The organism is Trebonia kvetii, assembly GCF_007827045.1.
GTDB lineage: Bacteria > Actinomycetota > Actinomycetes > Streptosporangiales > Streptosporangiaceae > Trebonia > Trebonia kvetii.
This window is the reverse complement of the sequence record NZ_RPFW01000002.1, coordinates 27,807-52,869: the sequence shown is the minus strand read 5'-3', so window position 1 is coordinate 52,869 and position 25,063 is coordinate 27,807. Positions and strand designations below refer to the sequence as shown.

Annotated in this window: 24 protein-coding genes; 15 read left to right on the top strand and 9 right to left on the bottom strand. The window is 70.1% G+C overall.

Annotated features, from left to right (window positions below; genetic code table 11):
- Positions 1 to 32 precede the first annotated feature (32 nt).
- Together hsaC and hsaA are read right to left on the bottom strand one after the other, a co-directional pair.
- Positions 33 to 944: an iron-dependent extradiol dioxygenase HsaC gene (gene hsaC, locus EAS64_RS08930; RefSeq protein WP_246115596.1), complete on the bottom strand. Its 912-nt coding sequence runs from the start codon at positions 942 to 944 to the stop codon at positions 33 to 35.
- A 58-nt stretch (positions 945 to 1,002) separates the two neighbouring features.
- Positions 1,003 to 2,199 carry a 3-hydroxy-9,10-secoandrosta-1,3,5(10)-triene-9,17-dione monooxygenase oxygenase subunit gene (hsaA, locus tag EAS64_RS08925; RefSeq protein ID WP_246115595.1) on the bottom strand — a complete coding sequence of 399 codons (1,197 nt, stop codon included), beginning with the start codon at positions 2,197 to 2,199 and terminating at the stop codon, positions 1,003 to 1,005.
- A gap of 105 nt (positions 2,200 to 2,304) precedes the next feature.
- Between hsaA and EAS64_RS08920 the strand changes: the two genes are divergently transcribed.
- The 6 genes from EAS64_RS08920 to EAS64_RS08895 all read left to right on the top strand — a co-directional run bounded on the left by EAS64_RS08920 (position 2,305) and on the right by EAS64_RS08895 (position 8,461).
- Complete coding sequence (locus EAS64_RS08920; RefSeq protein WP_222849154.1) at positions 2,305 to 3,513, top strand: 3-ketosteroid-9-alpha-monooxygenase, oxygenase component; 1,209 nt, start codon at positions 2,305 to 2,307, stop codon at positions 3,511 to 3,513.
- Between the two features lies 1 nt (position 3,514).
- The gene (locus tag EAS64_RS08915; RefSeq protein WP_222849153.1) at positions 3,515 to 3,868 is read left to right on the top strand and encodes a hypothetical protein; all 354 of its coding nucleotides are present in this window, start codon (positions 3,515 to 3,517) and stop codon (positions 3,866 to 3,868) included.
- A complete protein-coding gene (locus EAS64_RS08910) occupies positions 3,828 to 4,820 on the top strand; it encodes a ferredoxin--NADP reductase (RefSeq protein WP_246115594.1) in 993 nt (330 codons plus the stop codon). The genes EAS64_RS08915 and EAS64_RS08910 overlap by 41 nt, the downstream gene beginning before the upstream one ends.
- A 376-nt stretch (positions 4,821 to 5,196) precedes the next feature.
- Positions 5,197 to 5,460: a hypothetical protein gene (locus EAS64_RS08905; RefSeq protein ID WP_145852477.1), complete on the top strand. Its 264-nt coding sequence runs from the start codon at positions 5,197 to 5,199 to the stop codon at positions 5,458 to 5,460.
- A 395-nt stretch (positions 5,461 to 5,855) separates the two neighbouring features.
- Positions 5,856 to 6,494, top strand: coding sequence for a DUF1684 domain-containing protein (locus tag EAS64_RS08900; protein WP_145852476.1), 639 nt, complete (start codon positions 5,856 to 5,858; stop codon positions 6,492 to 6,494).
- 176 nt (positions 6,495 to 6,670) lie between these two features.
- The gene (locus EAS64_RS08895; protein WP_145852475.1) at positions 6,671 to 8,461 is read left to right on the top strand and encodes a hypothetical protein; all 1,791 of its coding nucleotides are present in this window, start codon (positions 6,671 to 6,673) and stop codon (positions 8,459 to 8,461) included.
- 57 nt (positions 8,462 to 8,518) lie between these two features.
- Here EAS64_RS08895 and EAS64_RS08890 read toward each other — a convergent pair whose 3' ends face one another.
- Positions 8,519 to 10,579, bottom strand: coding sequence for a beta-propeller domain-containing protein (locus EAS64_RS08890; protein WP_187365801.1), 2,061 nt, complete (start codon positions 10,577 to 10,579; stop codon positions 8,519 to 8,521).
- A 471-nt stretch (positions 10,580 to 11,050) separates the two neighbouring features.
- Between EAS64_RS08890 and EAS64_RS08885 the strand changes: the two genes are divergently transcribed.
- Positions 11,051 to 11,347, top strand: coding sequence for a hypothetical protein (locus EAS64_RS08885; protein ID WP_145852473.1), 297 nt, complete (start codon positions 11,051 to 11,053; stop codon positions 11,345 to 11,347).
- A gap of 77 nt (positions 11,348 to 11,424) precedes the next feature.
- Positions 11,425 to 11,898 carry an N-acetyltransferase gene (locus EAS64_RS08880; protein WP_145852472.1) on the top strand — a complete coding sequence of 158 codons (474 nt, stop codon included), beginning with the start codon at positions 11,425 to 11,427 and terminating at the stop codon, positions 11,896 to 11,898.
- A 20-nt stretch (positions 11,899 to 11,918) separates the two neighbouring features.
- Here EAS64_RS08880 and EAS64_RS08875 read toward each other — a convergent pair whose 3' ends face one another.
- A complete protein-coding gene (locus EAS64_RS08875; RefSeq protein WP_145852471.1) occupies positions 11,919 to 13,046 on the bottom strand; it encodes an ABC-2 transporter permease in 1,128 nt (375 codons plus the stop codon).
- A 107-nt stretch (positions 13,047 to 13,153) separates the two neighbouring features.
- Here EAS64_RS08875 and EAS64_RS08870 point away from each other — a divergent pair, with 107 nt between their 5' ends.
- Together EAS64_RS08870 and EAS64_RS08865 are read left to right on the top strand one after the other, a co-directional pair.
- On the top strand, positions 13,154 to 13,783 hold the full coding sequence (locus tag EAS64_RS08870) for a TetR/AcrR family transcriptional regulator (RefSeq protein WP_145852470.1): 630 nt from the start codon (positions 13,154 to 13,156) through the stop codon (positions 13,781 to 13,783).
- 324 nt (positions 13,784 to 14,107) lie between these two features.
- Positions 14,108 to 15,064 (top strand): DNA polymerase domain-containing protein, encoded by a 957-nt coding sequence (locus EAS64_RS08865; RefSeq protein ID WP_145852469.1) that lies wholly within the window; start codon positions 14,108 to 14,110, stop codon positions 15,062 to 15,064.
- A gap of 337 nt (positions 15,065 to 15,401) precedes the next feature.
- On the opposite strand, the gene EAS64_RS08860 is transcribed toward EAS64_RS08865, so the two are convergent.
- Positions 15,402 to 16,394 carry an ArsR/SmtB family transcription factor gene (locus tag EAS64_RS08860; protein ID WP_145852468.1) on the bottom strand — a complete coding sequence of 331 codons (993 nt, stop codon included), beginning with the start codon at positions 16,392 to 16,394 and terminating at the stop codon, positions 15,402 to 15,404.
- Positions 16,395 to 16,462: 68 nt separating this feature from the next.
- On the opposite strand from EAS64_RS08860, the gene EAS64_RS08855 reads away from it, so the two are divergent.
- The gene (locus EAS64_RS08855) at positions 16,463 to 17,668 is read left to right on the top strand and encodes an MFS transporter (protein ID WP_145852467.1); all 1,206 of its coding nucleotides are present in this window, start codon (positions 16,463 to 16,465) and stop codon (positions 17,666 to 17,668) included.
- Between the two features lie 80 nt (positions 17,669 to 17,748).
- Positions 17,749 to 18,186: a hypothetical protein gene (locus tag EAS64_RS08850; protein ID WP_145852466.1), complete on the top strand. Its 438-nt coding sequence runs from the start codon at positions 17,749 to 17,751 to the stop codon at positions 18,184 to 18,186.
- Positions 18,187 to 18,353: 167 nt separating this feature from the next.
- Here the strand turns inward: EAS64_RS08850 and EAS64_RS08845 are convergent, their stop codons facing one another.
- Positions 18,354 to 18,695, bottom strand: coding sequence for a metallopeptidase family protein (locus EAS64_RS08845; RefSeq protein WP_145852465.1), 342 nt, complete (start codon positions 18,693 to 18,695; stop codon positions 18,354 to 18,356).
- Positions 18,696 to 19,009: 314 nt separating this feature from the next.
- On the opposite strand from EAS64_RS08845, the gene EAS64_RS08840 reads away from it, so the two are divergent.
- Complete coding sequence (locus EAS64_RS08840) at positions 19,010 to 19,570, top strand: GNAT family N-acetyltransferase (protein ID WP_145852464.1); 561 nt, start codon at positions 19,010 to 19,012, stop codon at positions 19,568 to 19,570.
- Positions 19,571 to 20,008: 438 nt separating this feature from the next.
- Positions 20,009 to 21,622: an Ig-like domain-containing protein gene (locus EAS64_RS08835; RefSeq protein ID WP_145852463.1), complete on the top strand. Its 1,614-nt coding sequence runs from the start codon at positions 20,009 to 20,011 to the stop codon at positions 21,620 to 21,622.
- A 153-nt stretch (positions 21,623 to 21,775) separates the two neighbouring features.
- Here the strand turns inward: EAS64_RS08835 and EAS64_RS08830 are convergent, their stop codons facing one another.
- The 3 genes from EAS64_RS08830 to EAS64_RS08820 all read right to left on the bottom strand — a co-directional run bounded on the left by EAS64_RS08830 (position 21,776) and on the right by EAS64_RS08820 (position 23,010).
- Complete coding sequence (locus EAS64_RS08830) at positions 21,776 to 22,063, bottom strand: YdeI/OmpD-associated family protein (protein ID WP_145852462.1); 288 nt, start codon at positions 22,061 to 22,063, stop codon at positions 21,776 to 21,778.
- A gap of 345 nt (positions 22,064 to 22,408) precedes the next feature.
- The gene (locus EAS64_RS08825; RefSeq protein ID WP_145852461.1) at positions 22,409 to 22,732 is read right to left on the bottom strand and encodes a hypothetical protein; all 324 of its coding nucleotides are present in this window, start codon (positions 22,730 to 22,732) and stop codon (positions 22,409 to 22,411) included.
- Complete coding sequence (locus EAS64_RS08820; RefSeq protein ID WP_145852460.1) at positions 22,690 to 23,010, bottom strand: metallophosphoesterase family protein; 321 nt, start codon at positions 23,008 to 23,010, stop codon at positions 22,690 to 22,692. Before EAS64_RS08820 ends, EAS64_RS08825 begins: the two co-directional genes overlap by 43 nt.
- Positions 23,011 to 23,545: 535 nt before the next feature.
- On the opposite strand from EAS64_RS08820, the gene EAS64_RS08815 reads away from it, so the two are divergent.
- A complete protein-coding gene (locus EAS64_RS08815; RefSeq protein WP_145853455.1) occupies positions 23,546 to 24,790 on the top strand; it encodes a serpin family protein in 1,245 nt (414 codons plus the stop codon).
- Positions 24,791 to 25,063: the final 273 nt, after the last annotated feature.

Genomic DNA, 25,063 nt, shown 5'->3' with positions numbered 1-25,063 from the left:
GCCGTGAGGGGCCGGAGGCCGGCCCCTCACGCTCAGGGCGCGGCGGGCCCGGCGAAGCTGTGCCCCCACAGGCTGACCGCGGTCGTCTCCCTGCTGACCCAGGTCGCGTCGTCCACGGTTCGTCCGTCGGTGCCGTACTCGATGTCGAATCCGCCCGGGGTGCGCGCGTAGAACGACACCATGAGGTCGTTGGCGTGCCGCCCGAGTGAGGCCGACACCTGCGCGCCGCGCCGCGCGCAGCGGTCCATGGCCCGGCCGACGTCGTCAAGCGCGGCTACCTCGATCATGAGGTGCACGATGCCGGCCCCGGCCGGCATCGGCGCCAGCGCCAGCGAGTGATGCCGCGGGCAGCAGCCGAGGAACCGGAACCAGACGGGCGGGTCCCCCGGCTGCCCGCCAAGGAACTCGGCCGGCATCCGCATCGAGTCCCGCAGCCGGAAGCCGAGCACGTCGGTGTAGAAGGCCAGCGCGGCGTCGGCGGCGCCGGGCACCGGCAGCACGACGTGCCCCAGGCCCATGTCTCCGGTCACGAACTGGTTGTCGTACGGGCTGACGGCCGGCCGGTGCTCGAGCGCTGCGCCGCAGAACACCTCCACGGCGTTGCCCGCCGGGTCGTCGAAGCGCAGCATCTCCCCCACCCGCCGCGCGGCGAGCTCGTCGGGGTCCCCCGCCTTGACCGCGACGCCGGCGTCCGTGAGGGCCCGGCGCAGGGTGGCAAGCGCCGCCGCGTCGGTCACCTCCCAGCCGGTCGCGAGAAGGCGGTCCCGCGATCCGGGCAGGATCACCAGCCGGGCGGGGAAGTCGTCCATCCGCAGGTACAGGGCACCGTCGCCCGGGCCGGCCGGCCCCCGTCCCTCCGTCATGCCGAGAATCCGGACGCCGAACTCCCGCCACGCGGCGACGTCGGTCGACTCGATCCGCAGGTAGCCAAGGGACCCGATCACCGGTTCCCTCCTTCCATCAAGCTGATCGCCAGCCGGTCGAACTAGTGGAACCGCGCCTTTACAACATCGCGCCGGGCGGAACGTCGCGCCCGAACTCGCCGCGGCCGAACATCGACAGCGCGCGCTCCGGGTCGTTGATCGCGTGCAGCCGGCCGGCGTGCGCGTCCCGCCAGAACCGCTGTAGCGGGGTCCCGGCCTTCAGCGCCCGCCCGCCGGAGTTCTCGAAGAGCAGGTCGACCACCCGGACGGCCTGCGCGGTGCCGGTCACCTGGTCGCGCCGCACCCGCAGCCGCAGCGGGATCGGCAGCTTCTGCCCCGCGCAGGCGTGGGCCATCAGCTCGGCCATGTTCCGCTCGAGCGCCAGCCAGGCGCCGTCGAGCAGGCTCGCCGCCTCGGCCACGTGCACCTGGCCGAACGGGTCGTCACCGGCCTTCTCCCCCGCGTACGCGGCGCGGACCCGGTCCCGCTGGTAGGCCACGTGCGCCTCGTAGGCCCCGGTCGCCATGCCGATGACCGGCGTCGTGATGGCGTACGTGAACACCGATCCGTACGGGATCCGGTACAGCGGCCCGGGGTTGCGCTCCTGGCCGGGACAGGCCAGCCGGGTGACGTCGTTGAAGCTGAGCGCCCGGTGGGCCGGGACGAAGGCGTCCTCGACCACGATGTCGTTGCTGCCGGTGCCGCGCAGCCCGACCGTGTCCCACACGTCGTCGACGGTGTAGTCGCTGGCCGGCAGCAGGAACGTGCAGAAGTCGACGGGCTTATTGTCGTCGCCGAGCACGATCCCGCCGAGCAGCACCCAGGTCGCGTGCGCCGCGCCGGAGGAGAAGCTCCACCGGCCCGCCAGCTGGTACCCGCCGGCGACGGCGCGCGCCCGCCCGGTCGGTGCGTAGGACGAAGACATCCGGGTGCCCGGGTCGGCGCCCCAGACCTCCTCTTGCGCCCGGACCGGGAAAAGAGCGAGCTGCCACGGGTGCACGCCGAGCACGGACGCCACCCAGCCGGTCGACCCGCAGGCGCTCGCGATCATCCGCACCGCGGTGAAGAACGCCATCGGGTCCGCCTCAAGCCCGCCGTAGCTGGCCGGCTGCAGCAGCCGGAAGAACCCGGTCTCGGTGAGCGCCTTGACCGAGTCGGCCGGCACGTCCCTGTTGTCCTCGGTCTCCTGGGCCCGCTGCCGGAGCACGGGGAGCAGGTCGGACACCGCCGCGACGACGGTCGGCTCCGGCCCTGCGTATGCGCCGATTTCGGCCACGTGCAGGCTCCTTTCTTTCTCCCGCCCGAACCCGCCCCAACTCCGCCCGAACCCGCCCCGCCCCACCCATCGCCACAAGAATAGAACATGTTCTAGTCTATGGGTATGGCAAGAGCGATGGGGATGGATCGTCCGCGGATCATCGACGCAGGGAGGCCGCCGGACCGGTTCGCGCGCGGCTGGCATTGCCTCGGGCTGGCGGCGGCGTTCCGCGACGGCGACCCCGGCTCGGCGAGCAGGGGGCCGCACGCCGTGCAGGCGTTCGGCACCAAGCTGGTCGTGTTCGCCGACGCCGCCGGCGAACTGCACGTGCTCGACGCGTACTGCCGGCACATGGGCGGCGACCTGACCATGGGCACGATCAAGGGCGACGAGGTCGCGTGCCCGTTCCACGACTGGCGCTGGGGCGGCGACGGCCGGTGCGCGCAGATTCCCTACGCGCGGCGGGTGCCGCCCGCCGCCAGGACCCGCTCCTGGCTCACGATGGAACGGAACGGGCAGTTGTTCGTCTGGCATGACCCCGAGGGGAACCCGCCGGCCGACGACGTGACCATTCCGCTGATCGAGGGGGCAGGCTCAGCGGAGTGGACCGGCTGGACCTGGGACTCGATCCTGGTCGATAACGCGAACTGCCGCGAGGTGATCGACAACGTCGTGGACATGCCGCACTTCTTCTACATCCACTTCGCGTTCCCGACGTACTTCAAGAACGTCTTCGAGGGGCACATCGCGACGCAGTACCTGCGGACCAGGGCGCGGCCGGACGTGGGGCCGGTGCCCAGCCGGGCCGGAGGAGGCCAAGTCACCCTCCGTTCGGAGGCTTCCTACTACGGCCCCTCCTACATGATCGACTACCTGTGGCAGGACTACCACGGCATGGCCGTGGAGAGCGTGCTGATCAACTGCCATTACCCGGTGAGCCCGACGTCGTTCATGCTGCAGTGGGGCGTGATCGTCAAGCGGCCGCCGGGGATGTCCGATGAGGCGGCCGCCAAGTTCGGCGCACGGTTCGCGAAGTTCGTCGGCCTCGGCTTCGAGCAGGACGTGGAGATCTGGCTGCACAAGAGCCGGGTGGACAACCCGCTGCTGTGCGCGGAGGACGGGCCGGTGTACCAGCTGCGGCGCTGGTACGACCAGTTCTACCGGGACGCGGCCGAGGTGGAGCCGGACATGGTCGCGCGGTACGAGTTCGAGGTGGACACCACCCGGGCGGTGGCGGGCTGGGAGGCGGAGGTCGCGCAGAACCTGGCCGCCAGGCGGCCGCCGGCTGAGGAGGTCCCAGCCGAGGTCCCGTCCGCGCCGGCGGCGGACTGAGATGGCAGCGCGGGTCGACGACCGCCACGCCGACCCGCAGCCGGTCGAATGCGGCCGCTGCGGTGCGATTGCCGAGGTGGTGAAGTTCAGCCCGCAGCACACGTCGGTGCAGTGGACCGCGGCGGCGGCGGCCTGCTGCGCGGAGTTCCGCGCCCGGACCGCCGCGGGCACCCGCAGCGCGCTGGTCGAGGGGTGCGCCGCCCTGCGGGACAGCATCGACGCCGCGGTCGCGTCCGGGCGGCTGGCGGTCTCGCCGCCCTCGTACGAGCAAGCCGACCGCAGTGCGCGACTTTTACCAGGTCACCGTGGCGGAGGTGATCCGCGAGACTGGCGACGCGTCCTCGTTCGTGCTTGACGTGCCGCCGTCACTTGCCGTCGCCTTCGCCTACCGCCCCGGCCAGTTCGTCACCGTCCGGGTTCCCTCCGAGCAGACCGGGTCGGTGGCCCGCTGTTACTCCTTGTGCTCCTCACCGCATGCCGAGGAGAGGCCCGCGATCACCGTCAAGCGAACGGCCGGCGGGTACGCCTCCAACTGGTTCCTGGACACCGTCACCGCGGGCACCGTACTTGACCTGCTGCCGCCGGCCGGGACGTTCTGCCCGGGGTCGCTTGACGGCGACTTCCTGCTGTTCGCGGCGGGCAGCGGGATCACGCCGGTCATCTCCATACTCAAGTCCGTGCTTGCCGCCGGGCGCGGCCGGGTCGCCCTGGTGTACGCCAACCGGGACGAGCGCTCGGTGATCTTCGCCGCCGGCCTGCGCAGGCTGGTGACCTCGGCCGCCGGGCGGCTTGTCGTGCTGCACTGGCTCGACTCGGTGCAGGGCATCCCGGCGGCCGCCGGGATCGCGGACCTGGCCCGGCCGTATGCCGGGTGGGAACCGTACGTCTGCGGGCCCGACCCGTACCTCGCGGTGGTCAGGGCGGCGCTCGGGCGGCTCGGCGTGCCCGCCAAGCGAGTGCGGGCGGAGCGGTTCCTGTCGCTCGCGGAGAACCCGTTCGACGAGACGCCGACCACCAGCACCGCCAACGGCGGGCAGGCGGCGACGCTGTCGGTCGAGCTCGACGGCACCGCCACGGCGTTGCCCTGGCCGCCTGGCACCCGGATGCTCGACGTGCTCATCGCCGCCGGGCTTGACGCACCCTACTCGTGCCGCCAGGGAATCTGCGGCGCGTGCGCCTGCCAGCTGGTGGCCGGCGAGGTGGAGATGGCACACAACGAGGTACTCGAAGCGGCGGACCTGGCTGACGGCTACATCCTCGCCTGCCAGGCCGTGCCGCTGACCCCGGAAGTGCGCGTGACCTACTGAGCGAGCCGCCTCGGGGCTGGGCCGGGCCGACTACATACCAGAATCGGCGCCAGGGTCAGACCGAGGCAGCAACAAACGTTTGCAGCGACCTGGTCTTTTGGCTCGTCCGGCGGCCTCCACGGCCCCGGCAGTGCCCAGAAGCGGGTCCGCGGGCGGGCCGATGCCCTGATTTCGGCCCCAGAGAGCGGTCAGGGCCCCTAGGGGCCCCATTAGAATCTCGTTATTTATGGCGCCGAATGTGATGTTCGTCACGCATCGGCCGCGCGATGCAATCCTTTGCAGCGTTTCGCAGTAGCCTCAGTCGGGTCAGGCAAAGTGGCCGGGCCCCGGGTAACCGGGACTTCCGCCCAGGGTCATCCGGCGAGGGAGCTTATCCATGGCGTTGCTTTCACCGAAGGTGATCGCCCAAGTCAACGCCCGTTCAACTGGCGAGGTCGGTGTGATGTCCTGGGAGTGGATCCTGCGTGCCGACGGCCAGGTGTGCTACCGCCTCGCTAAGGTCGACGGCCGGCGGGAACGGAATGCGTGGACCCCGGTGACCCGGCTGCCGGCAGCCGAGCTGGACGCCATCCGCGGCGACCAGACCAAGGCCGCCGCGGCGCTTGACGCCATCGTCCGCCAGCACGGGCACCGGCGCTGAGGCGTGAAACCACAACCCGTTCGGAATGATCAAAGCCGTTATCCCGTCCCGGCGCGCCTGCCCATATAACGGCGCTTGCCGCCGCGGGAAACCCGCGGCGGCAAGCAGTACGTGAGAATCGGGATTACTTGATCCCGGCCGCGGAGCAGGTGCTCTGGCCGGCGATCGCGCAGATGTCCTTGGCGGTGTCGAAGCCGTCCTTGACGACTGTCGACTCCATGTTGGCCTTGGTCACCCACACCGGGGTCAGCAGAGAGGCCGGCTCGGTGATGCTTGAGTCGCGGTGGCGTCCTGACCGACGGTCGGCACCTTGCCGTCCTTGACCCCCGCCGACTTTAGGTCGGTGATCACCGCGTTGGCGAGCCCGTCGTTGGCCGCCCTGTACGGTCATGGCCATGGACCCGGTAACGGCCTTGCAGCTCGCGGACTGGCGCCGCGCGACCGCCGCCTTGTACGCACGCGTCCGGGAGCAGGCGGATCCCGCTGCGGCGCACGCGCTGTGGCGAGCAGGGCGCGATGGGCTGATGAGCTCGCACCCGCAGAGCGCGCTGCCCGAAGACGACCCGCTGCGGGTTACTGGCGTGCCTTACTGGCCCTACGACCCGGCACTGCGTTTCGCGGTGCCCGTGGAGCCGGCAGCAGAGCACAAGCGGCTCGAGATCGACACCGGGGCGGACGGCGTTACCCGCCTTGAGCAGGTCGGCTGGGTCACGATTCCCGCCCCCGTTGGCCGGCGACTCGCGCTGTGGTGGCTGGACCAGTACGGTGGCGGTCTCTTCTTGCCGGTCCGCGACGCGACAGCAGGCGGCGCCAGCTACGGCGGGGGCCGCTACCTGCTCGACACGGCGAAGGGCGCCGATCTCGGATCCGACGGCCGGCACATCGTCATTGATTTCAACTTCACGTACCACCCATCGTGCCGGTACGACCCGCGCTGGGTGTGCCCGCTCGCGCCTGCCGAGAACACCATCGACGTGCCAATCAACGCGGGTGAACGACTAAGCCCGCTTCGTCCCGGGCGGTGGCCTGTGTGAGGACGAGTTGCGGAGGGTAGTCAGATGTCGGGCAGTGGACCCGTCGACTCGGCAAGAGCCAGCGAACTACCCGTTACAGCGAATGTTAGTTGTGCAGCCGCGTCCGAGTCGTTTCCCGGTCCCGCGCACCTGGCGCACATGATCGTCGGGGCTTTGGAAGAATAAGGACTCAGGTCTTGCGGTGGACTACGTTCGCGAATCGCGCCGGGCAGAGCACCGGCGCGGGCATCGCTGATCCCGAGGTGCCGGAGCCCCGGCGCAAGGCCATCGGCCCGGCGCTCCAGGGGCTGATCGCGTTCATCATCTACCTGGCGGCCTTCGTCGCCCTGTCCGGGCACGCGCTTTTCCCGCACCTGAACGTGCCCAAGGTCGGGCAGGACAAGGTGGACCCGAACTTCTACGTCTGGGCCTGGAGCTGGTGGCCCTACGCGCTCACTCACGGGCTCAACCCGCTGCACTCGCACCTGATCGGGGCGCCGGGGGGCTACAACCTCGCATGGGCGACCACCTCGCCCGCGGTGGCCGTCCTGGTGTGGCCCATCACGGCGGCGGCCGGCCCTATCGCCGCTTTCAACGTGACGCTGCTGCTCGCTCCGCCGGCATCCGCCTGGGCGGCCTTCGTCGCAGCGCGCAAGCTGACCGGTAAGTTCTGGCCGGCGCTGCTCGCCGGCCCCGTATACGGCTTCTCCTCCTACGAGCTGAGCCACGACGCATCAGGCCAGCCGAACCTCACCGTCACCCTGCTGCCCGCGCTCATGGTGTACCTGGTCCTGCTGTGGTGGGACGGGACACTGAAACGCACCGGCTACGTCATCTGGATGACCGTCGCCGTTGCCCTGGAGTTCTATACGTTCGTCGAAGCCTTCGCCGAGATCACGATCGTCGGGACGGCGGCGCTGGTCGTCGGGCTCGCGGTCGCCGGGGCTGCCGTGCGTCCCAAGATCGCCCGGCTGGCCGTGTACACCGCCGCCGCCTATGCCGGCGCCATCGTCATCGCGTCACCGTACCTGTTCTACGCGCTGAGGAACTTTCCCAAGGTATTCGTCCGGCAGAAGCCGCAGTTCTCGCTCGACCTGGCGAGCCTGGTGATCCCCGGCAAGCACCGGCTGTTCGGGATGAACTGGCTGGCGGCCGCCTCGGGCCACCTGAGGGAAACCGCCAGCTACATCGCCATTCCGATGCTGGTGCTGTTTGTCCTGCTTGCCGTCTTCACGTGGTCCAGCCGGCTCGTGCGGATGCTAACCGCACTGTTCGCGGTCATCATCCTGCTCACGCTCGGCCCCCACCTCATCATCGACAGCCGGCGGGAGTTCACGCTGCCCTGGAGCGGGATCTGGCGCCTCCCCCTCCTGCGCAGCGCCGAACCTGTCAGGTTCATCGACCTCGGGTACCTGATACTCGCGCTCGGCATGGCCATCTGGCTCTCGACGGTGACGGTGCGCAGGACGGTGCTTTGGGCCCGCTGGGCGCTGGCCGTGGCGGCACTTGCCGCGGTCTTCGCCGACGTGCCCTCGCTCGCGTCCGTGGTCGTCCCGCCGGACCCGCCGCAGTACTGGGAGAAGGCGAACCCGCAGCTTAAAATCTCGAACGACATACCGGTCTTTTTCACCGCCGGCACATACAAGAAGTACGTGAAACCGGGCGAGAACGTCGTGATCCTGTCGCACCGGGGGAACGCCGGGATGCTGTTCCAGGCCTACACCGACTTCTACTTCCGGATCGGCGGCGGCTTCATCAATGACGCGCTCTCCCGCGCCGACGCCCTGCCGCAGGACGTCGGCGCACTCAGGCAGCCGACCAGACAACGGATACAAGACTTCGAGAACTACGCCCGCAGGGCTGGAGTGGGTGCCCTGATCGTCGAGAATGCCTGGGCTGAGAAATGGATGTACATCTTCGCCACCCTCGGCTTCAAGAGCACCGATACCGGCGGCGTAACGATATTCCAGGTGACCCCAGCCAAATAGAGCGCGTACCGGGAAGCCGATCGTCCGCGAGCACTTCGGCAGTGGAGCGGGTGGGCGCTACGGAGCGATGGCACTCCCTGAAGGAGAGGGATAGGAATTTACCGTCTGGGAGAAGGGCAGCCACGCTTGCTGCCGCAGACTCGTCAGGTCGCTGGCTAGCACTCCGCCTGGAGAGATGGTCCAGAGCGTCTGCCCGATGACCAGTGAGCGCTCGATCGGCGATCCGTCATAGCCGCTCGACTGCGGTGGGCTGATAAACCCGGCCCTGGTCAGGCTCGCGCCGCTGACACGCAGAACGAGCGCGCCCGACTGCGGCACGTGCGTGGGCTGCTGCGTGGCTCCGGCGGGCGCGGCGAACCCGCCGTATTCCTGGATCGGGACCACGACGAGCCGGTCGGCCGGCCAGTACAGGAACGCGTGCGGGTCCATCCCCGCCGCCGACACCGACGAGGCGAGCGCGTAGGTGGCCAGCCGGGACGGCTTCGCCAGGTCGGAGACATCGAACAGCGAGACCTGGGCTCCCAGTACATGCCCCACCGAGTCGGCGTTCTGGCCGACACCGAGGAGGCGGGTGGCCGACACGGGGTGCAGGTAAGCCGAGTACCCAGTGAGCGCGAGTGCCCCGACGACCCGCGGGCGCGCCGGGTCGCTCAGGTCCAGGGTGTAGAGCGGGTCGGTCTGCCGGAAGGTGACCACGTACCCCACCGGGCCCATGAACCTGACGGCGTAGATCCGCTCCATGGAGCCGAGCCCGGCGACGGTGCCGACGATCCGCATCACGGGCGCTGAGGTTGTCAGCTCGTACACCGCCGACGAACTGGGCGGCATGCCTGACGTCCCTGACGTCCCTGACGTCCCTGACGCCCCTGACGGTGCTCCGTCCGCGATCGCCCACGAGGTGCCGGTTGTGGTGGCGACGCGCAGGTAGCCGTTCCATTCGGACATCGCGTACTGGTTCAGCAGGTAGCCAGGCACCGAGCCGCTGGCGACGTACCTGGGCGGTCCCGGCTGGCTGACGTCGAACCGGTAGATCTGCGTGCCCGCGGTCGACCCGGACCCGCGCACGTACGTGCCCCCAGCTCCCCAGGGCGTCACCATCGCGCCGCTCGCCACGTACAGGCTGGTGGTAGTGCCGTAGACGGTGTCGCCGTCCGCGGCGACGGTAACAGGGTCACCGGTCCCGAACGCGTCGCCGGACATGTCGAACGTCAGCACCGTGAGCAGGTTCGCCCCCGAGAACTTCGCGGGCCGGCTGACCGACGTGCACGGGACACTTCCCGAGGTCGAGCCGCTCGCACTGGTCGACTGGTACCGCGGCAGCCATGCGTCAAGGCCGGCCTGGCCGGCGGCGACCCGGTACGTTGCCACGCGCTCGGCGTCGCTGGTGCCGCTGGGCACGTCGGGGAAGACGATGTTCGGCGCGGAGTCAGTGACGACGCGCACGATCGATCCGGTCAGGCGGGCGCCGACGAGGTTGCCGCTGATTGTGTACGACGCCAGGACCCGCGGCTGGCCTGCCAAGTCGACGAGGACGAACTTCGGGCCGTACTGGGACACCGCGGGGCCCGCCGGCCCGGCCTCGCTGGCGGACGTGGAGATGACCAGCACGTGGTCACCGCTGAGCAGCAGGTTCGGCTGGCCGTACTGGACGCCCGAGGAGGAGAGGTCCAGGCTGCCTGTGACCTGTCGCGTCGCCGCGTCGATGACCTCAAGGGTGCTTCCGCTGACCGTAACGATCCGCCGGCCGTCGGACTTCACCAGGTCGGGCTCGTCGACGCCGGCGGTGTAGTCGTTCGTGCCGGAGTAGGCGGGGGCTGCCGCCGAACTGCTGGCGGCTCCGCCGACAGGGCCGGCGGCGCCGGCCGCCGCGGCTTCTGGTGCCGTCGCGACGCCTGACGCCGCGTAGGCGACTCCCGCGCGGGACGAAGCGCCCGCCACTTGCGGCATGCCGTAGGCAGTGACGCTCGCCTCCGCCGCACCGCGCAGCCCTGCGAGCGCGTCGGAACAACTGTGGAAGGCGGCCAGCGACGCCTTAATGACAGCCTTCCCGTGCGAGGAACCCTTGGGGGCTGGGTGCAGCGAATTTCCGGCCGTGCAGCCGGCTACTGCGATCGTCAAACACGCTAGGACCGCCGCTCCCGCGCGGCTACGCCGTCGAATCATGTCCCTGTGACGGACGTAACGCCTCTCGCGGTTCCATGACTCACGTCAAAAGCCGAGCGGCTAAGCCGGGCCGCCGCCATGGACGCGATGATTTCCTGTTCCCGCCGTAACCGGGCTCCCACCCTGGCGCGTCATATTCAACGTAGTACCCGCTCGCGCGGGCACCGTCGGTCCGGAAAGCGCGGTCGCTGGCCGCGACGGCGCGGCCGGCCACCCTGGTACCGCCAGCGCCGGGCAGTGTCCTCACCGGGACGTGGGTGAATACGAACCCGAAGACCATCAACATCGCGCACATCGTGGTCGCCGCGACGGCCAAGGGCGTCACGGTCGACCCGTTCAGCGCTCAGTGCGGGGCATGCGAACGGGGCAGGATGTCCGTCCCGGCCTTCGCGGATCAACACCGCCGTCACGGGGAACATCCGCGCCGTGGTCGTGTCCGCCGGTCCAGGCGGGGCGCGCAAGGTGCACGCGTACGGTTACTGCGCGCCGGTTCCGTGCAGCTGGGGCACCGTCGCCGGCACCACGTTCACCGCCAACCTCAGGTCGCTGACGGCCGGGACGGCCTTCCTGGCCCCCTACAAGTTCAGTTCCTCCAAGAGACTGCTCTACGGCACGATCAATACGGCCGGCACCAAGCTCACCGTGCAGACATGGACCGAGTTCATCGACCACAGCGGGCGATCCAACTACGCCACCAAGGAAACCCTCGTCCCTCTGCGCTAGCACTGAGGAGACCGCACACCACACCAGGCCAGGTCTGCCGGACGGCACCTGCCACCCGCAGGAGTTACCATCGCCGGGTGAGCGATGAGCAGTTCGTCCCGGAAGGCTTCACCGTCCCTGACGGGCTGACAGCCGGGGAGCTGCGGCTGGCCCCGCTCGGCCCGCAGCACAACGAGTCCGACTACGCCGCCTGGACGTCGAGTATCGATCACATCCGGGCGACACCGGGATTCAGCGGAGGCAGCTGGCCGCACGAGATGTCCCTGGATGACAACCTCCGCGACCTGGAAAAGCACGCACGGGACTTCGCCGGACGTCGCGGGTTCACCTACACCGTGCTCAGCGCTAGCGCCGGCGAGGTCCTCGGCTGCGTGTACATATACCCGCCTCGCGGCCAGGAGCCGGGCGGCACCGGGAGATGGCACGCAACCGTCAGCTCCTGGGTGCGTGCCGACCGAGCCGCGCTCGACCCGGTCCTCCATGACGCGGTCCTCGCCTGGCTGGAACGCGACTGGCCGTTCGACTCCATCGAGTACGCCCCGCGGACCTGAACCGCGCCGCCTCATCCGGCCTAGCGTGCTCCTGCAGGCGAGGCACTGGCAGGCGGCGGCCCGGCGGCCGCTGCACGGCGGCGAGCGCGGCGGCGAGCGCGGCGCTGCCGGATGTGGCTGGTCCCCGGCGTCGCGTAGATTTCGGCTTCGCGTTCCGGGGTGTGGCGGCGTTCGGCCACGTGGAGCAGATCCATTCTGACCAGCACGGCCAGGGACCCGGCCAGCCAGATCCCGAGGACGAGCAGCGGGTGCTGCAGGCTGGCGTCCGGGAGGTACGCCACGTCGCGGGCGGCGGACACGACGGCGCCGTTCGGCAGCCACGGCGCCACCTGGCGGAATCCGTCAGGCAGGAACGCGAACGCGAGCGTCCCGCCGGACACGGCGTTACCGACGAAGACGAAGGCGAGCGCGGCGAGGCCGGTTCCAGGCAGCCCGACGACCGCCTGGCAAGCGGCGATGAATGCCACGAACGCGAGCGCGCCCAGGAACCCTACGCCGATCAGCGCGAGGGTCGCGCCGGTCAGGGCACCGAAGACCACGTTGAGCACGAGCGCGCTGGCGAGGGCGGCCAGCAGGGCGAACAGGGCGGCGGCGGCGATCCGCCACCAGATCCGGAACCGCCTCCCGGCCAGGAACAGGCCGACGCCCCCGATCACGCTCGGGACCAGCAGGCCGAGTTCGAAGACGAAGACCGACAGGCCCGCCCGGTCGTTGGCCGGCAGCGGCGCGACGTCAAGGGGCCGCGCCTGCCGGTGGAACGCGGTCGCCGCAGCTGTGAGGGCCGCGGTGATCGCCTGCTGCTGGGCCGGTCCCGCCGCGCCCGCCGTCACGATCGTCACAGGGCCGGCCGCGCCGGCCACTAGCCCGCCCGCCGCTGACTGCGAGCGGACGCTGCCTGCCACGGCCTGGGCCGTCGGCTCGGCCACGACGGTGAAGCCGCCCGGTGCCGCGTGCGCGAGCCCGGCGGACAGCTCCCGGGTAAACCCGGCCGGGGCTGCCACCGCTAGCCGGACGCCGTGCGGCGCGGGGGCGTGGTCGGCGAAGTCGAACGAGAGCGTGAGGATCAAACTGACCACGGCAGCCGCGACGGCGATCGCGAACAGGCGGACGGGCGACGGCTGGCGCCGCACCCGGGACGTGTCGGGCATCAGGGCAGTCCTTCCTGGTGACGCGCATTGCCAGGTCACTAATAACCAAGCGGTTACTAACGACGCTACCACTCCGCAGCGCTAATGACCACTTGTACACTTAGCTCATGGAAAGCCGGCCAGACCGCCAGCCTGCCAAACGCCGGCGCGACCCGGAAGCGTCACGTGCGGCGATCCTCCAGGCGACGCGCGATGTCTTCAACGAACGCGGCTACGCGCACGCGACCATCCGGGAGATCGCCCGCAGGGCCGGCGTCACGCACGGCCTGGTGATGCGCCACTTCGGCACCAAGGAGCAACTGCTCGTCCAGGCGCTGCCCGGGCCGCGGGCCGCCGCCGAAGTCGCCCCCGGCGACCTGGACACGCTCCCTGAGCGCATCGCGGCGGCCTTCGTGGCCGAAACGGAGCCCGCGGACGGCGGTCAGACGCCTTTCGTCGTTGCCCTGATCCGCAGCGCCGCTTCAGGCGAGGATGCCGCGATGCCGCTCTACGCGGCGGCCGAGCGCGAGGTAACCGAGGCCTTCCGCCGGGCACTCGGCCCGGGCACCGAGGTATACGCCAACCTGCTCACCTCGCTGGTCATCGGCATCACGTTCGCCCGCCACGTCGCCCGCACCGGCGCCCTGGCGGACCTCGACCGGGACGAACTCGTCGGCTACCTCGTGCCCGCCATCCGGGCACTGCTGGCCCCGGCCCTCACCGCCGCGCAAGCTGAGGGCCACGGCGACCCGCGATAACCGAAACCATGAGCGCCCCTCCCCCTAGGCATTCGCCGAGATCGGCCAATTCTGCTTGGCTTAGCACATGAGCGCCGACGGGCCAACCGCGCACGCCTATCGGCGGCTCGGGCGCGTGTGCCAGGCCACGGTCATTGACAGGCAGTGATATTGAGCCTGGGGCTTGGCCGGGGTGACCGGTGCCGGATCAGCGTCGCGCGCCCACCAGACGTGCGATCCCGGCAGGCGCTGATCAGTGCGGACTCGGCGCGGGTGACAACACCGCAAGCCCCTGATCCTCATAAGGCCGGTGGTGCCCGGACACGGAACGGGTAGACGTTACGCATGGCATCGCCCGAGATCACGTTGACGCACCTGGACGAGCCCCTGTTCGACGGGGCGGACGCGACCAAGCGCGATTTGGTGAACTACCTGGAGGCGGTCGGGGACCGAATCATCTCCGTGCTGAGCGGCCGGCCGCTGTCGGTGATCCGGGTCCGCGCGGGCCAGCGTCCGTTCATGCAGAAGAACGTGCCGGACTACGCGCCGCCATGGATCAAAACCGTCTCGATGTGGGCGGAATCGTCGCACCGGCAGGTGCGGTATGCGCTGTGCGAGGACAAGCCGACGCTGATCTGGTTCGCTAATCAACGCGCGGTGGAATACCACGTCACGCTCGGCACCGCCGGGCACCTGGACCGGCCCTCCTACCTGGTGCTCGACATCGATCCGCCGGGTGCAGGCGAGTTCGGGCGGGCGGTCGCCGCGGCCAAGCTGGTCCGGGAAGCGCTGTCCGGGGCGGGCCTGGCGGGCGCGGTCAAGACCAGCGGGGCCAAAGGCGTGCACATCTACGTGCCCGTTCAGGAATCAGTTTCAGCGGACGACGCGGCGGCGGCAACCCGCGCCCTGGCGGAACGGGCCGCGCGGCTGGACCCCGGCCTCGCGACGACCGCGTTCATCAAGGCTGATCGCGGCGGCATGGTGTTCATCGACTCGACCCGGGCGCACGGGGCGACCGTGGTGGCTGCCTACAGCCCGCGAGTGCGCCCCGGCGTGCCGGTCTCGTTCCCGGTGGCCTGGGATGCGCTGGACGAGGTGTCACCGGGTGACTTCACGGTGCGGAACGCGGCTCGGCTGCTGGCGGACGCTGATCCCTGGGCCGCTGCCCTGCCGTCGCCGCAGGCCCTGCCTGAGGACCTCGTCGCGGAGGGCAGGACGATCCCGATCGCGCGCGTACAGGCCATGCACGAGGGCAAACGCCGGGCCCGCGCCCAGCGCGGCTCGTCTCATACTGCCGAATGACGCCTGTGCCTTGTCGGGTGTGAACGCGGCGACGAATGCCGCAGAGTCCCCGCGGTTGGTCGCCTCGATGAAGTCCTGGATCGCGGCGGGCAGTTGGCTGTCAGTCATCGCGCTTCCGGCTCCCTGTCCTCCGATATCCCGCAGCACGCCGGCCGTGGGCCTCCGCAATCGGCACGGGTGACGCGCCCGGCCGGGCGCGAACCGCGGCGGGGTCGCCGGTGGAGCGGTTCGGCTGCGTCCGCGGCGTCCAGCGGAATCAGCAGGTGGGCGTCGGAATCGAGTCGTGCCGCGGACGTCCCGGCGGCGGTGCGCATGGCGGCAAGGCGCATGGGGGACGCTAGTGCGAGGACCCGGCCGCGGCACGGGCGAGGTCGGCACCCAGCCGGGTGCGGGCGTACCGGATCTCGTGGCCGTGCCGGGTGCCGGTGATCAGGCCCGCGTCGCGCAGGGCGATCAGGTGCCTGGAGGTGCCGCTGGGAGACAGGCCGTGCAGCGCCGCAAGCCCGGACGTGGACGCGGGCCGGTCAAGGCCGGCCAGCAGCTGGGCTCGGGTCCGGCCAAGCAGCCGGACCAGCGCGTCCGGCGGGGCGCCTGCTGGCCGCCAGAGACGGCCGATGCCGCGCGCCGGGTAGACGATCGTCGGCTGCCAGGGCTCGTCAGTGACCGCCACCACGGCCGGCCATATGTACGCGCTCGGCATCAGCACCAGCCCCCGGCCGCGCAACTCGACGAGCTGGTCGATGCCGTCGCCGACGGTCACGGTGCCGTCCTCGCCCCAGGTGATCCTTCCGTCGAGAGCCTCGAGGACTTGCCGCAGCCCGGCGCCGGCGAGCTGGCGTGACCGGTAGGCCAGGTCCGCGTCGAGCACGTCCCGGATCCGCGGCCAGAACGGCGCGACCAGCCTGTCCCATACCGCTTGCAGCTGGTCGGCGAGCAAGTCGCGGGCGCCGGCGGGGTCGGCGAGCATCGCGTCGACCGCCTCGGCCGCCGCCTTGCCTGTGAGGGTGGCGCGGCACCGCGCCAGTTCTTCCGCGACCTGGCCGGGCGGCGTCGCCCGGATCCGCGCCAGCTGGTCGGCGAACCGCGGCGCGGGCACGTCCGGCGGCGGCGTCAGGAAGTCGGGGACGTTCCCGCGCACGGGGTTGACGGCGAGCAGCGGCGTCAGGTTCAGCCTGGCGGCCTCGGCGGCCACCGCGGCGTGCCAGGACCGGTGGTAAGGGCGGCTGCGCGGGTCGATGAACATCCGGGCCGCGTGCGTCGTCTCCCATGCCGGGGAGTAGGCGAACCGGATGGTGCCGAGATCCTGGCGCCGCGCCGCGAACGTGGTCATCGAGCCCGATGATACGCGCAGGAGCGAATCTTTTGCCGCTGCGCCCGGCCGGGAGCACAGTCGGTCTCGTGCCCGAAGTCAGCTACCGCGCGGCGCTCGCCGTGCCAGAGTTCCGCGCGCTGTTCGCTGCGGCCGCGACGGCGATCACCGCGCAGGTGGTCGCGTCGGTCGTGCTGACGGTCCTGGTCTTCGACCGGACCCGGTCGCCCCTGCTTTCCGCCGCCACCTTCACGCTCGGGTTCTTGCCGTTCCTGGTCACCGGCACGGTGCTGTCCGGGGTGGTGGACCGGGTGCCGCCCCGGCGGCTGCTCGCGTCCTGCGCCCTCGGCTCAGCCGGCCTTACGGCGGTGATGGCCCTGCCGGGGATACCCGTCGCGGGGCTGTTCGCGCTGCTCGTGGGCACTGGCACGCTCAGCGGCTTCGGAAACGCGGCGCAGGCCGCGCTGGTCCGCTCGGTCGTGCCCGAGCCCGCCTACGTGCCAGCCCGGTCGCTGGTGCGGATCGCCGTGCAGGGCGCCCAGCTTGGCGGCAACCCGGTCGGCGGGCTGCTGTTCGTCACCCTCTCCGCCAGCGGCTCGTTCCTGGCCAGCGCCGCCTTGCTGGCCGCCGCCGCGGCGCTGGCGCGGTTCGGCATCCGCAGCCACCCGGCGACCGGCCCGGCGGACGGGACAGCGCTGCTGCGGGACTCCCTGCACGGCGTGCGGGACGTGTTCGCGCAGGCCCGGCTGCGGCGGCTGCTGCTGCTCGGCTGGCTGGCGCCTGCGTTCTTCGTGGCGCCGGAGGCTCTGGCGGCGCCGTACATCGCCGGCCGCGGCGCGTCGCCGGCGCTCGTCGGCTGGTGGCTGGCCGCCCTTCCGGTCGGGATCATCACCGGCGACCTGATCGGCGTCACCTTCCTGTCCGCGCGCCGACAGCGCCTCCTGGTGGGAGCCGCCGCGGCTGCCTCGTTCGTGCCGTACCTAGTGTTCGCCGCCACGCCCCCGATCGCCGTGGCACTGCCACTGCTCGCGCTTTCTGGCACGTGCAGCCTGTACTCGCTGGGCCTGGACGGAATGGTCCGGCAGGTCGCGCCTGAGCACCTGTTCGCGCGGGCGATGGCGGTCAACTCGGCGGGCCTGCTCACGCTGCAGGCGCTAGGCTTCGCGTTCGCCGGAGCGCTCGGCGCAGTGACAGGACCGGGCGCGGCGATCGCCATCGCGGGAGTGTGCGGGATCGTCGCCGTCGCCTGCCTGCACCCGCGTGCCATTGCCGGGGCGGCGGCAACCGTCAGCTGACCGCCCGCGCACTCAGGATCGACGAGCACCCCCGGCCAGCGGATATTACCCGCCGTAATGTGGGTTGGCCATGCTCTAATGTGGCCGCGCTCTACCTGGTGATCGAGGATTACAAGCTCGGGCCTGTCTACCAGCGTGCGGCCACACAGGGAACTAACAGCTTCGAGCCGCCGATACAGACAGGCTCGGCGGTGCGCCGTCCATGCCGGGCGGCTGTGGCGAGTCTTCTGGCCACTGCTACCTTCGCCGTCATGGATCTGCTCGAAGTCGGTGCCGGGCCGAACCGCATTGTCGCTTTCGATGGCCGCGTCCTTGAAGTCTTCGGGGGCTCGGTACGGCGCTTCCATGTGAAGCTCCTGTCCGTGACCGTTTCCGGCCCCGACAAGCACGGCAATCGCAACGTCGTCCTCAGACAGGCCGGCATAGACAATTCCCTCCCGGTCGATGAGCCGGCCTACGAACAACTACAGCCCTTGCTCGAGGCACTCAGGAGCGCAGGGGTCAGCGTGGCCGGCTGAGATACCGGACAACGGCTGCAGGTACAGGCCGATCGCAAGAGATCCCGGCGTACGCAGATCAGCTCGTTCTGTAATGAGTGAAACAAATGCCAGTCATTAACCAACCCCCCAATAAGGCGGTTCACGCGCACTTGCCTGGTCGCGGGTCGTGGTCGTGGTCTGCGGTGTCACCAGCCCAGTTCGCGCAGGCGCCGGTCATCGATCCCGAAGTGGTGTGCGACCTCGTGAATGACGGTCTTGTGGACCTGCCCGGCGACCTCCTGCTCGGTCTGGCAGATCGAGCAGATCGCCTGGCGGTAGATGGTGATCCGGTCGGGCAGGACCCCGGCGTACCCGGTCGTCCTGCTGGTCAAGGAGACGCCCTCGTAGAGCCCCAGCAGGCCGGGCGGCCCCGCGCGGTGCTCGACCGTGATGGCGACGTTGCTCATGAGCCGTCCTAGGTCCTCCGGTAGTCCGTCCAGCACCGAGGCGACCATCTCCTCGAAGCGCGCTGGGTCAACCTCGATCACCAGTCCATTGTCCATCCGGCACGCAGACGGAAAGCGCTGCCGGCGACTTGTGTCGTGCGCATGCCGGACGCGCGTCGCTGGGCGCTTTCGCCAGCGCATCACCGGCTCAGGACGCTGGGACCGAAAGCCTTGTGACAAGCACCCGGAGGCTTGGTAGCCTGCCCGGGTGATCATGAACTCCGGGCTGGGCCGCTTCGCGGTCAGCCGCACCCGCTGCGCCTAACGCAACGGGCACTTCGTCCGCCGCGTCACCGTGCAAGTTCACCCGCCCTTCGGCAGGGTGCTATCGGCCGTGATCGCAACGGAGAACAATCATGATCAATCAGCAGTCACCTCAGCCTGCCGTCCATGAGCCGGCGCCTGCTTCCGCGCCCGCCCCGTTCATCATCCGCCCGCAGCTCGACGCCGACATCGCGCCGATCGTGGCGTTGTCGCTCCGGGCCTGGCAGCCGGTCTACGAGTCGATGGCCGGCGTGCTCGGCCCTCGCTTGAACCGGCTCGTTTACCCGGACTGGGCTGCAGGCCAGGCCCGCGCTGTCGAGGAAGTGTGCCGGGACGAGAACATGACGGTCTGGGTGGCCGAGGTCGATGCCCGGCCAGCGGGATTCGCGGCCGTGGCATTCCACAACGATCCGGACAGCGCGGAAATCGAGATGATCGCCGTCGACCCGGATCAGCAGAACCGGGGCATCGGCAGTGCGCTGCTTGCCTACGCGTTCGACTGGATCAGCGCCGCCGGCGTCAAGCTCGTCCAGCTCGGGACTGGAGGCGATCCCGGCCACGCCCCGGCCCGCCACACGTACGAGAAGGCCGGCTTCACCCCGCTCCCGCTGGTTCGCTACTACAAGGAACTGCCCGCCGTCCACGAGGACTGACAGCATTGGGGGCAGATCCGATGAGAGGATCTGCCCCCTCTGCAGCTGCCAACCCAATATCGGGTCAGGACACTAGCGATCACCCAGCCGCTCCCCGCCGAATCGGCGCGCACGGCACTGCGCGTCATCCCTGGACGCTCAAGCCAGGACCGTGATCAGGAGCACGTAATCGCAACTGTCTCCATGATGGGCCAGCTAACCCGTGAGACAACCGGTCCGCTCGGCCGACTGTCCAACAGCCGGGGATTCAGGTAACACACAAGTCTTGCGAGGAGCACGTGAGTTGAGAGCATTGGCGCTGAAATTCAGGACAGTGCTGGCTATCGCCGCCACTGTCGTCACCGGAGCAGGAGTCACCGGTGGCATTGCGATGACCGCGGGTCCACGACGGCCCGGCCGGCCGCCTCAGCCGCCGAGCCGACCGAACCGGGCGGGACCTTGAGCTACGCGTTTCCCCTGAGCGGCCTCGACGAGCTCGGCGCTAAGGGGGCCACGATCGGCGGCCTGTCGTGCGCGTCGCCGGGCAACTGCGCCGCGGTCGGCTCGTATGACGTGGGCGGCGGGCTGCCGTTCACAGCCAACGAGGTGGCCGGGGTCTGGCAGCCGGCCCGGGCTGTGCCCGGGATTAAGGGCCTGGTGGCGACCGGGGGGCAGGGCCGCCTCGACGCGGTGTCCTGCTGGGCGGCGGGCGACTGCGCGGCCGCCGGTTGGTTCGAGTCGGGCAGGGACAAGAGCACGGACGGTCTCGTCGTCCTCGAGCAGAACGGGACCTGGGGCAAGGCGCACATGATCGGCGTCTACGGAGGGCAACTCACCGTCGTCTCATGCTCGGCTGGCGGTTATTGCGCGGCGGCCGGCACGGCCGGCCAAGTGCACAGCGGCAAGCGGTTGCCGCTGGCCGTCGCCGAGAGCAAGGGCACCTGGGAGCCGCCTCGAACATTCGCCTTGCCGACCGAGATCGCCAGGCCGGGCAACGTCATCACCTCGGTCTCGTGCCCTGCGGCGAGCGACTGCCTCGCCGTCGGGGAGAGCTACACGGAGATCGGCGGGACCGGTGCCTCGGCCAACGTCTCCCAAGGCATCCTCCTCCAACAGATTAAGGGCAGTTGGGCCGCTTTCGCCGTGGAGATACCCGGCCTGGCCACCCTGCACGCGAAGCGCACCGCGGCGGAGAGCATCTCGTGCCCGTCGGCTGGCGACTGCACCGTTGTCGGGCGGACCGCCACGGCCACGAGCAGCGGCTCGTTCCTGGCGGTCGAGAGCAACGGGACCTGGCTCCCGCCGACCGCGATGCCGGCGCAGAGCAGCGACTACCAGCTCAGCTCGGTCTCCTGCGTAAAGGTCCCGGTCCGGGACACCTGCTACAGCACCGGGAGCAGCACCGCGACCGCGTTCACCGAGGAGAGCGAGAACAGCACCGCGTTCGCGCCCGGCCCCGTCCTCGGGGCGGCCAAGCTGGGCAACACGGGTATCACGGAGAACCCCGCGCCGGTCATCTCCTGCTCGGTCAGCGCCTACTGCGCGGTCGGCGGCGAGTACCGGGAGACAACGGCGGGCCGCCAGCCCTTCCTGGACGTCAAGACCGCCTCCGGCTGGCAGTACGCGATCGGGCTGCACGGCCTGCCGCTGCTCAGCGGGGGCAAGAGCGAGGCGGAAGTCGACGCGGTGTCCTGCACCGCCACCGGCTACTGCTCCGGTGCGGGCACCTACCTGAACAAGGCAAAGGTCTACGAGCCCTTCGTCGTGAACCTGGCAACTCAGGCGATGGTCCACCTGTCAGTCGTCAACACCGGCCTGACCTACGGCAAGGAGCAGGCTGGGCATGTCACCGTCCAGCTGACCTCGCCAAAGGGCACCCCCACCGGGAAGGTCGACATCACCGCGGGCCGCACCACCGTGTGCATCATCAAGGCCGTGCACGGGACCGGCAGCTGCCACCTGACCGCCAAGCAGCTCAAGCCGGGTGGCTACCTCTTCCAGGCCACCTACACCGGATCGGTCAACTACATCCCCGCGCCTTCGGCCACCATCGCGGTCGAGGTGGCGAAGTGAGGCAGGAAGTGTCGGCCGATGAGCGGGAGCACGGGGTAGTCGGCACTGTAGCGGCCTACCTACCAGCGGCCTCGCAGGGTCAGGTAAGACTTCCAGGGCACGGTCGAGCAGGAGTGCGCAGCCAGCGAACCAGCCGCGCGGCTGACCTTCCGGTCATGACCGCGGCCGTTCCTTGATCCCGGTCGCGGGCAGTCGCACAACCTCAGCGATGCGCGCTGCGTGTACCTCCGGCCGGCGGGTTGTGGCGTCGACCCAGCGGAGGTAGGCCTTGCGGTAGTACTGCGGCAGCGTGTCAAAGAACGCCGCCGCAGCGGGGCTGTCCTCCAGCGCAGCGCGGACATCGTCGGCCAGATCGTCGCGTTGCGGGCCTTCCGGTTCCAGTTCAATGAGTACATCGCCGTCGGCTGAAAGCCCGGAATCGCGTACCCACGCCGGGCCCACGGTGAAGGCCCAGCCGCTGCCGCCCGGCGCTACCGTCCCGCGGAACCGCCAGCCGTTGACTGTCCCGCCTACCGGATGCCCGGCTTTGGCACCCCATACCTCATCCGGTAAACGGAACTGCGATGACCCAGGCTGCCGCGAGGACCAGCGGTGGCTGTGCCGCCGAATTTCTGGGTGCGCATGTCCCTCATCGTGACACGACGAACATGAGGGCAGGTACCAGCCGTCCCGGGCCGCCCGAGCCGGCGGGCACGACTCCCGGCATGAGCGGCGTGGCTGGTCAGCTGTGGTAGGGGTCGGGTAGGTCGATGGTCACGGTGAGCTGTTCAAGGCCAGGGGTCTCGATTAGCTGCTGTTCTTGTACCTTTCCGGGGCGAGTGAGAGTGACGCGATCCCGCACCGCTTGGCTCCGAGCACCGGCTGCACGTGGTCGGGAAGCACTGCCCAGGTTGTCGGCACCCACAGGTGATCAGTGCCGTCGAGGCACAGCAGGCGGTACTGGTGGACGTGGCCGCTGATCACCAATGCGGGCGGCGTTCCGCCGAACAGCCGGGCGAGCCGAATGCGGGCGGGCGTCGGCCAGAAGCGGTAGGGCGGTCCGGCCGCGAGCTCCGGGCCGGGCGCGGTTACGGGCTTGGCGTGATAAGCGCAACCGGTTGGCCGCCGCAATGCCTGCCGGCCTGCTCGCCGAGCCACGACCACTGCGCGGCCTCGGCCTCCAGGCCAGAACCTAGCAGCTGCGCGTTGACCCCCAGGACAATCCAGCCGCCGGCCTGTACCAGCCAGTGGTCGGCGCCGACTGTGTCCAGCCACCGCTGACGGCGAGCGGCGTCCACGGCACTGCCTGCCGGAGCACCCGGCCACGGGTTGTCTCCAATGTCATGGTTGCCGGGAACCGCACGCCACCGCGCCGGCAGCCGGTCGAGCTGGGCACGGCCGTAACGCAAGTCCGCGGCGTTGCTGCCCCGTCCAGGCTCAGATCCCCAAGGTGAATGACCAGGTCAGGAGCGCAGGCGCTGACGTAGCCGAGCACAGCGTCCCAGTTGGCCTGCGCTTGCGGCGCTGACGCAGACAGATGCGTGTCTGACACCAGGATCACGCGCGTGGCGGCCACACCCGAAATCCTACCGGCAGGGCGTGTGGAGCAGCCCGTACCGCTCCTGCCCTGCCCATGCCGCCCAGGTCGTGCCGGATGTCCCGCGGGTGAGATCGCATGCCACCGTCGCAACCGCGATACGAAACCCAGCATGCAGAAGATCGACGTGGTCCTGGGCCGGTTACTGAACGTAAGAAGGCAGCCGAGGCTAGAACGCGCGTAACGCCGATTATTCCGACGCCAGAAGGGCCTACCGATGTGCGGTCCATGCGTGCAGAACCCTCCGTTCTGAGCTTGCCCCGTTCGCCGGACTGCGTCCTGGTGAGGGCGGCTGGAAGGTGCGTGCGGCAGGGTTTTGCGGCACCCTGTGGTGGGTGGGTACTTCGTTGACAGACATGACGGCGGCGGTGGCGAGTTATGCGCGGGTGCTGCACCGGGCCGCGGGTGAGTGTCATCATGTGGCGTCACCGCTTGGCGCATGGCTGCTGCTGGCGTTGTGCGGTCCGGCCAGTAGCGGGGCGGCGCGGGCCGAGTTGGCTGAGGTCCTCGGCTTGGATGTGGAGCAAGCGGCGGCGGCGGCGAGCGGGCTGTTGTCAGTGCCGCATCCGCTGGTCGCGGCGGCGGGCGGGGTGTGGCGACGCGAGGACGTGCAGGCCGAGGCGCTGTCGCGGTGGCTGGCCAGCCTGCCCGCTGCGGTGGAGGCCGGCGCGCTGCCTGGTCAGGCAGCGCTGGATGACTGGGCGCGCCGCAGCACCCTGGGGCTCATCGAGAGGTTCCCGGTCAAGCTGACGGACGAAACCATGCTCGTGCTGGCCACGGCGCTGGCCACGAAGATCTCATGGGCGCAGCCGTTCGACGTGGCGCCCGCGTCCGCGCTCGGCCCGGACAGTGCCTGGGTCGGCACCCTGAGCCGGGTGCTGCGCACGCCGCGGCGTGGCTGGGGGCACGCCCAGTTCATCACTGCCGACGACCAGGCCGGCGACGTCGTTGTGCACACGGCCTGGGCGCGGGATGGCCTGCTGGTCACCTCGGTCGCCGCGCTGCCCGGCGTGCCCCCCGCTGATGTGCTTGCCGCCGCCTGCCGGCTGGCCAGCGCCATCGCCACAGGCGGCCCGGTGGCCAGGCGCTCGCTATTCACCGTGCCGCTCCGCGCGGCGCCGCTGTGGGAGATCAGCGAGCAGCAGGTGCAGACCGCCTCGCCCGATGGCCGTGAGGAGCGCTGCACCGCGGTGCTGCCGGCCTGGTCAGCGGACAGCACGCATGACCTGAGCAGGCACCCCGAGCTCGGCTTCGGGACGGCCGCGGCCACCGTGGCAGCACTGGCCGGGCTGGACGAGTTCGCGTGGGAGGCCCGGCAGGCCGCAGTCGCCCGCTACAGCCGGACCGGGTTCGAAGCAGCAGCGGTAACGGCAATGGCAATGGCGGCGAGCCTGCCGAGGACCCGGCCTGGTCTGATGCGGACCGCAGAACTGCGCTTCTGCCAGCCCTACGCTGTCGTCGCCGTCACCGCCGACCAAGGCCATCATCCCGGACGGCATACCCCTCAGCCCACCCCGTGGCACGGCTTGCCGGTCTTCTCAGCGTGGATCACCCAGCCCGAAGACGCTGACGATCCGGCCAGCCCTGCATAAGCCCGCAGGCGGCACCACCCTTACAGTTCGCAGGCAGACGCACAGAACTCGCGTCACCAGGCCAGATCGACCTGTTCCGCGCGCCTGACCAGCTCACCTCCGTAAATGCCGCACACGAACCGAACGGCGGTTCGGGTGGCTGGCCCCAGCCTGGCGACCCATCTGGAGGGGACTGCCTGCCGGGGCTGAGCTTCTGCCGCGCGACCGCCGGTCAGCCGGGTGCAGGCTGACGAGCTCGCTGGGTAAGCGGTTCTGCGCAGCGTGCGAGATGCT

What these genes read in the sequence shown, in the direction of transcription:
- EAS64_RS08920 (WP_222849154.1), top strand. Translation starts at nt 2,305, where the DNA reads ATGGCAAGAGCGATGGGGATGGATCGTCCGCGGATCATCGACGCAGGG.
- EAS64_RS08915 (WP_222849153.1), top strand. Translation starts at nt 3,515, where the DNA reads ATGGCAGCGCGGGTCGACGACCGCCACGCCGACCCGCAGCCGGTCGAA.
- EAS64_RS08905 (WP_145852477.1), top strand. Translation starts at nt 5,197, where the DNA reads ATGGCGTTGCTTTCACCGAAGGTGATCGCCCAAGTCAACGCCCGTTCA.
- EAS64_RS08900 (WP_145852476.1), top strand. Translation starts at nt 5,856, where the DNA reads ATGGACCCGGTAACGGCCTTGCAGCTCGCGGACTGGCGCCGCGCGACC.
- EAS64_RS08875 (WP_145852471.1), bottom strand. Translation starts at nt 13,046, where the DNA reads ATGCCCGACACGTCCCGGGTGCGGCGCCAGCCGTCGCCCGTCCGCCTG.
- EAS64_RS08870 (WP_145852470.1), top strand. Translation starts at nt 13,154, where the DNA reads ATGGAAAGCCGGCCAGACCGCCAGCCTGCCAAACGCCGGCGCGACCCG.
- EAS64_RS08865 (WP_145852469.1), top strand. Translation starts at nt 14,108, where the DNA reads ATGGCATCGCCCGAGATCACGTTGACGCACCTGGACGAGCCCCTGTTC.
- EAS64_RS08860 (WP_145852468.1), bottom strand. Translation starts at nt 16,394, where the DNA reads ATGACCACGTTCGCGGCGCGGCGCCAGGATCTCGGCACCATCCGGTTC.
- EAS64_RS08840 (WP_145852464.1), top strand. Translation starts at nt 19,010, where the DNA reads ATGATCAATCAGCAGTCACCTCAGCCTGCCGTCCATGAGCCGGCGCCT.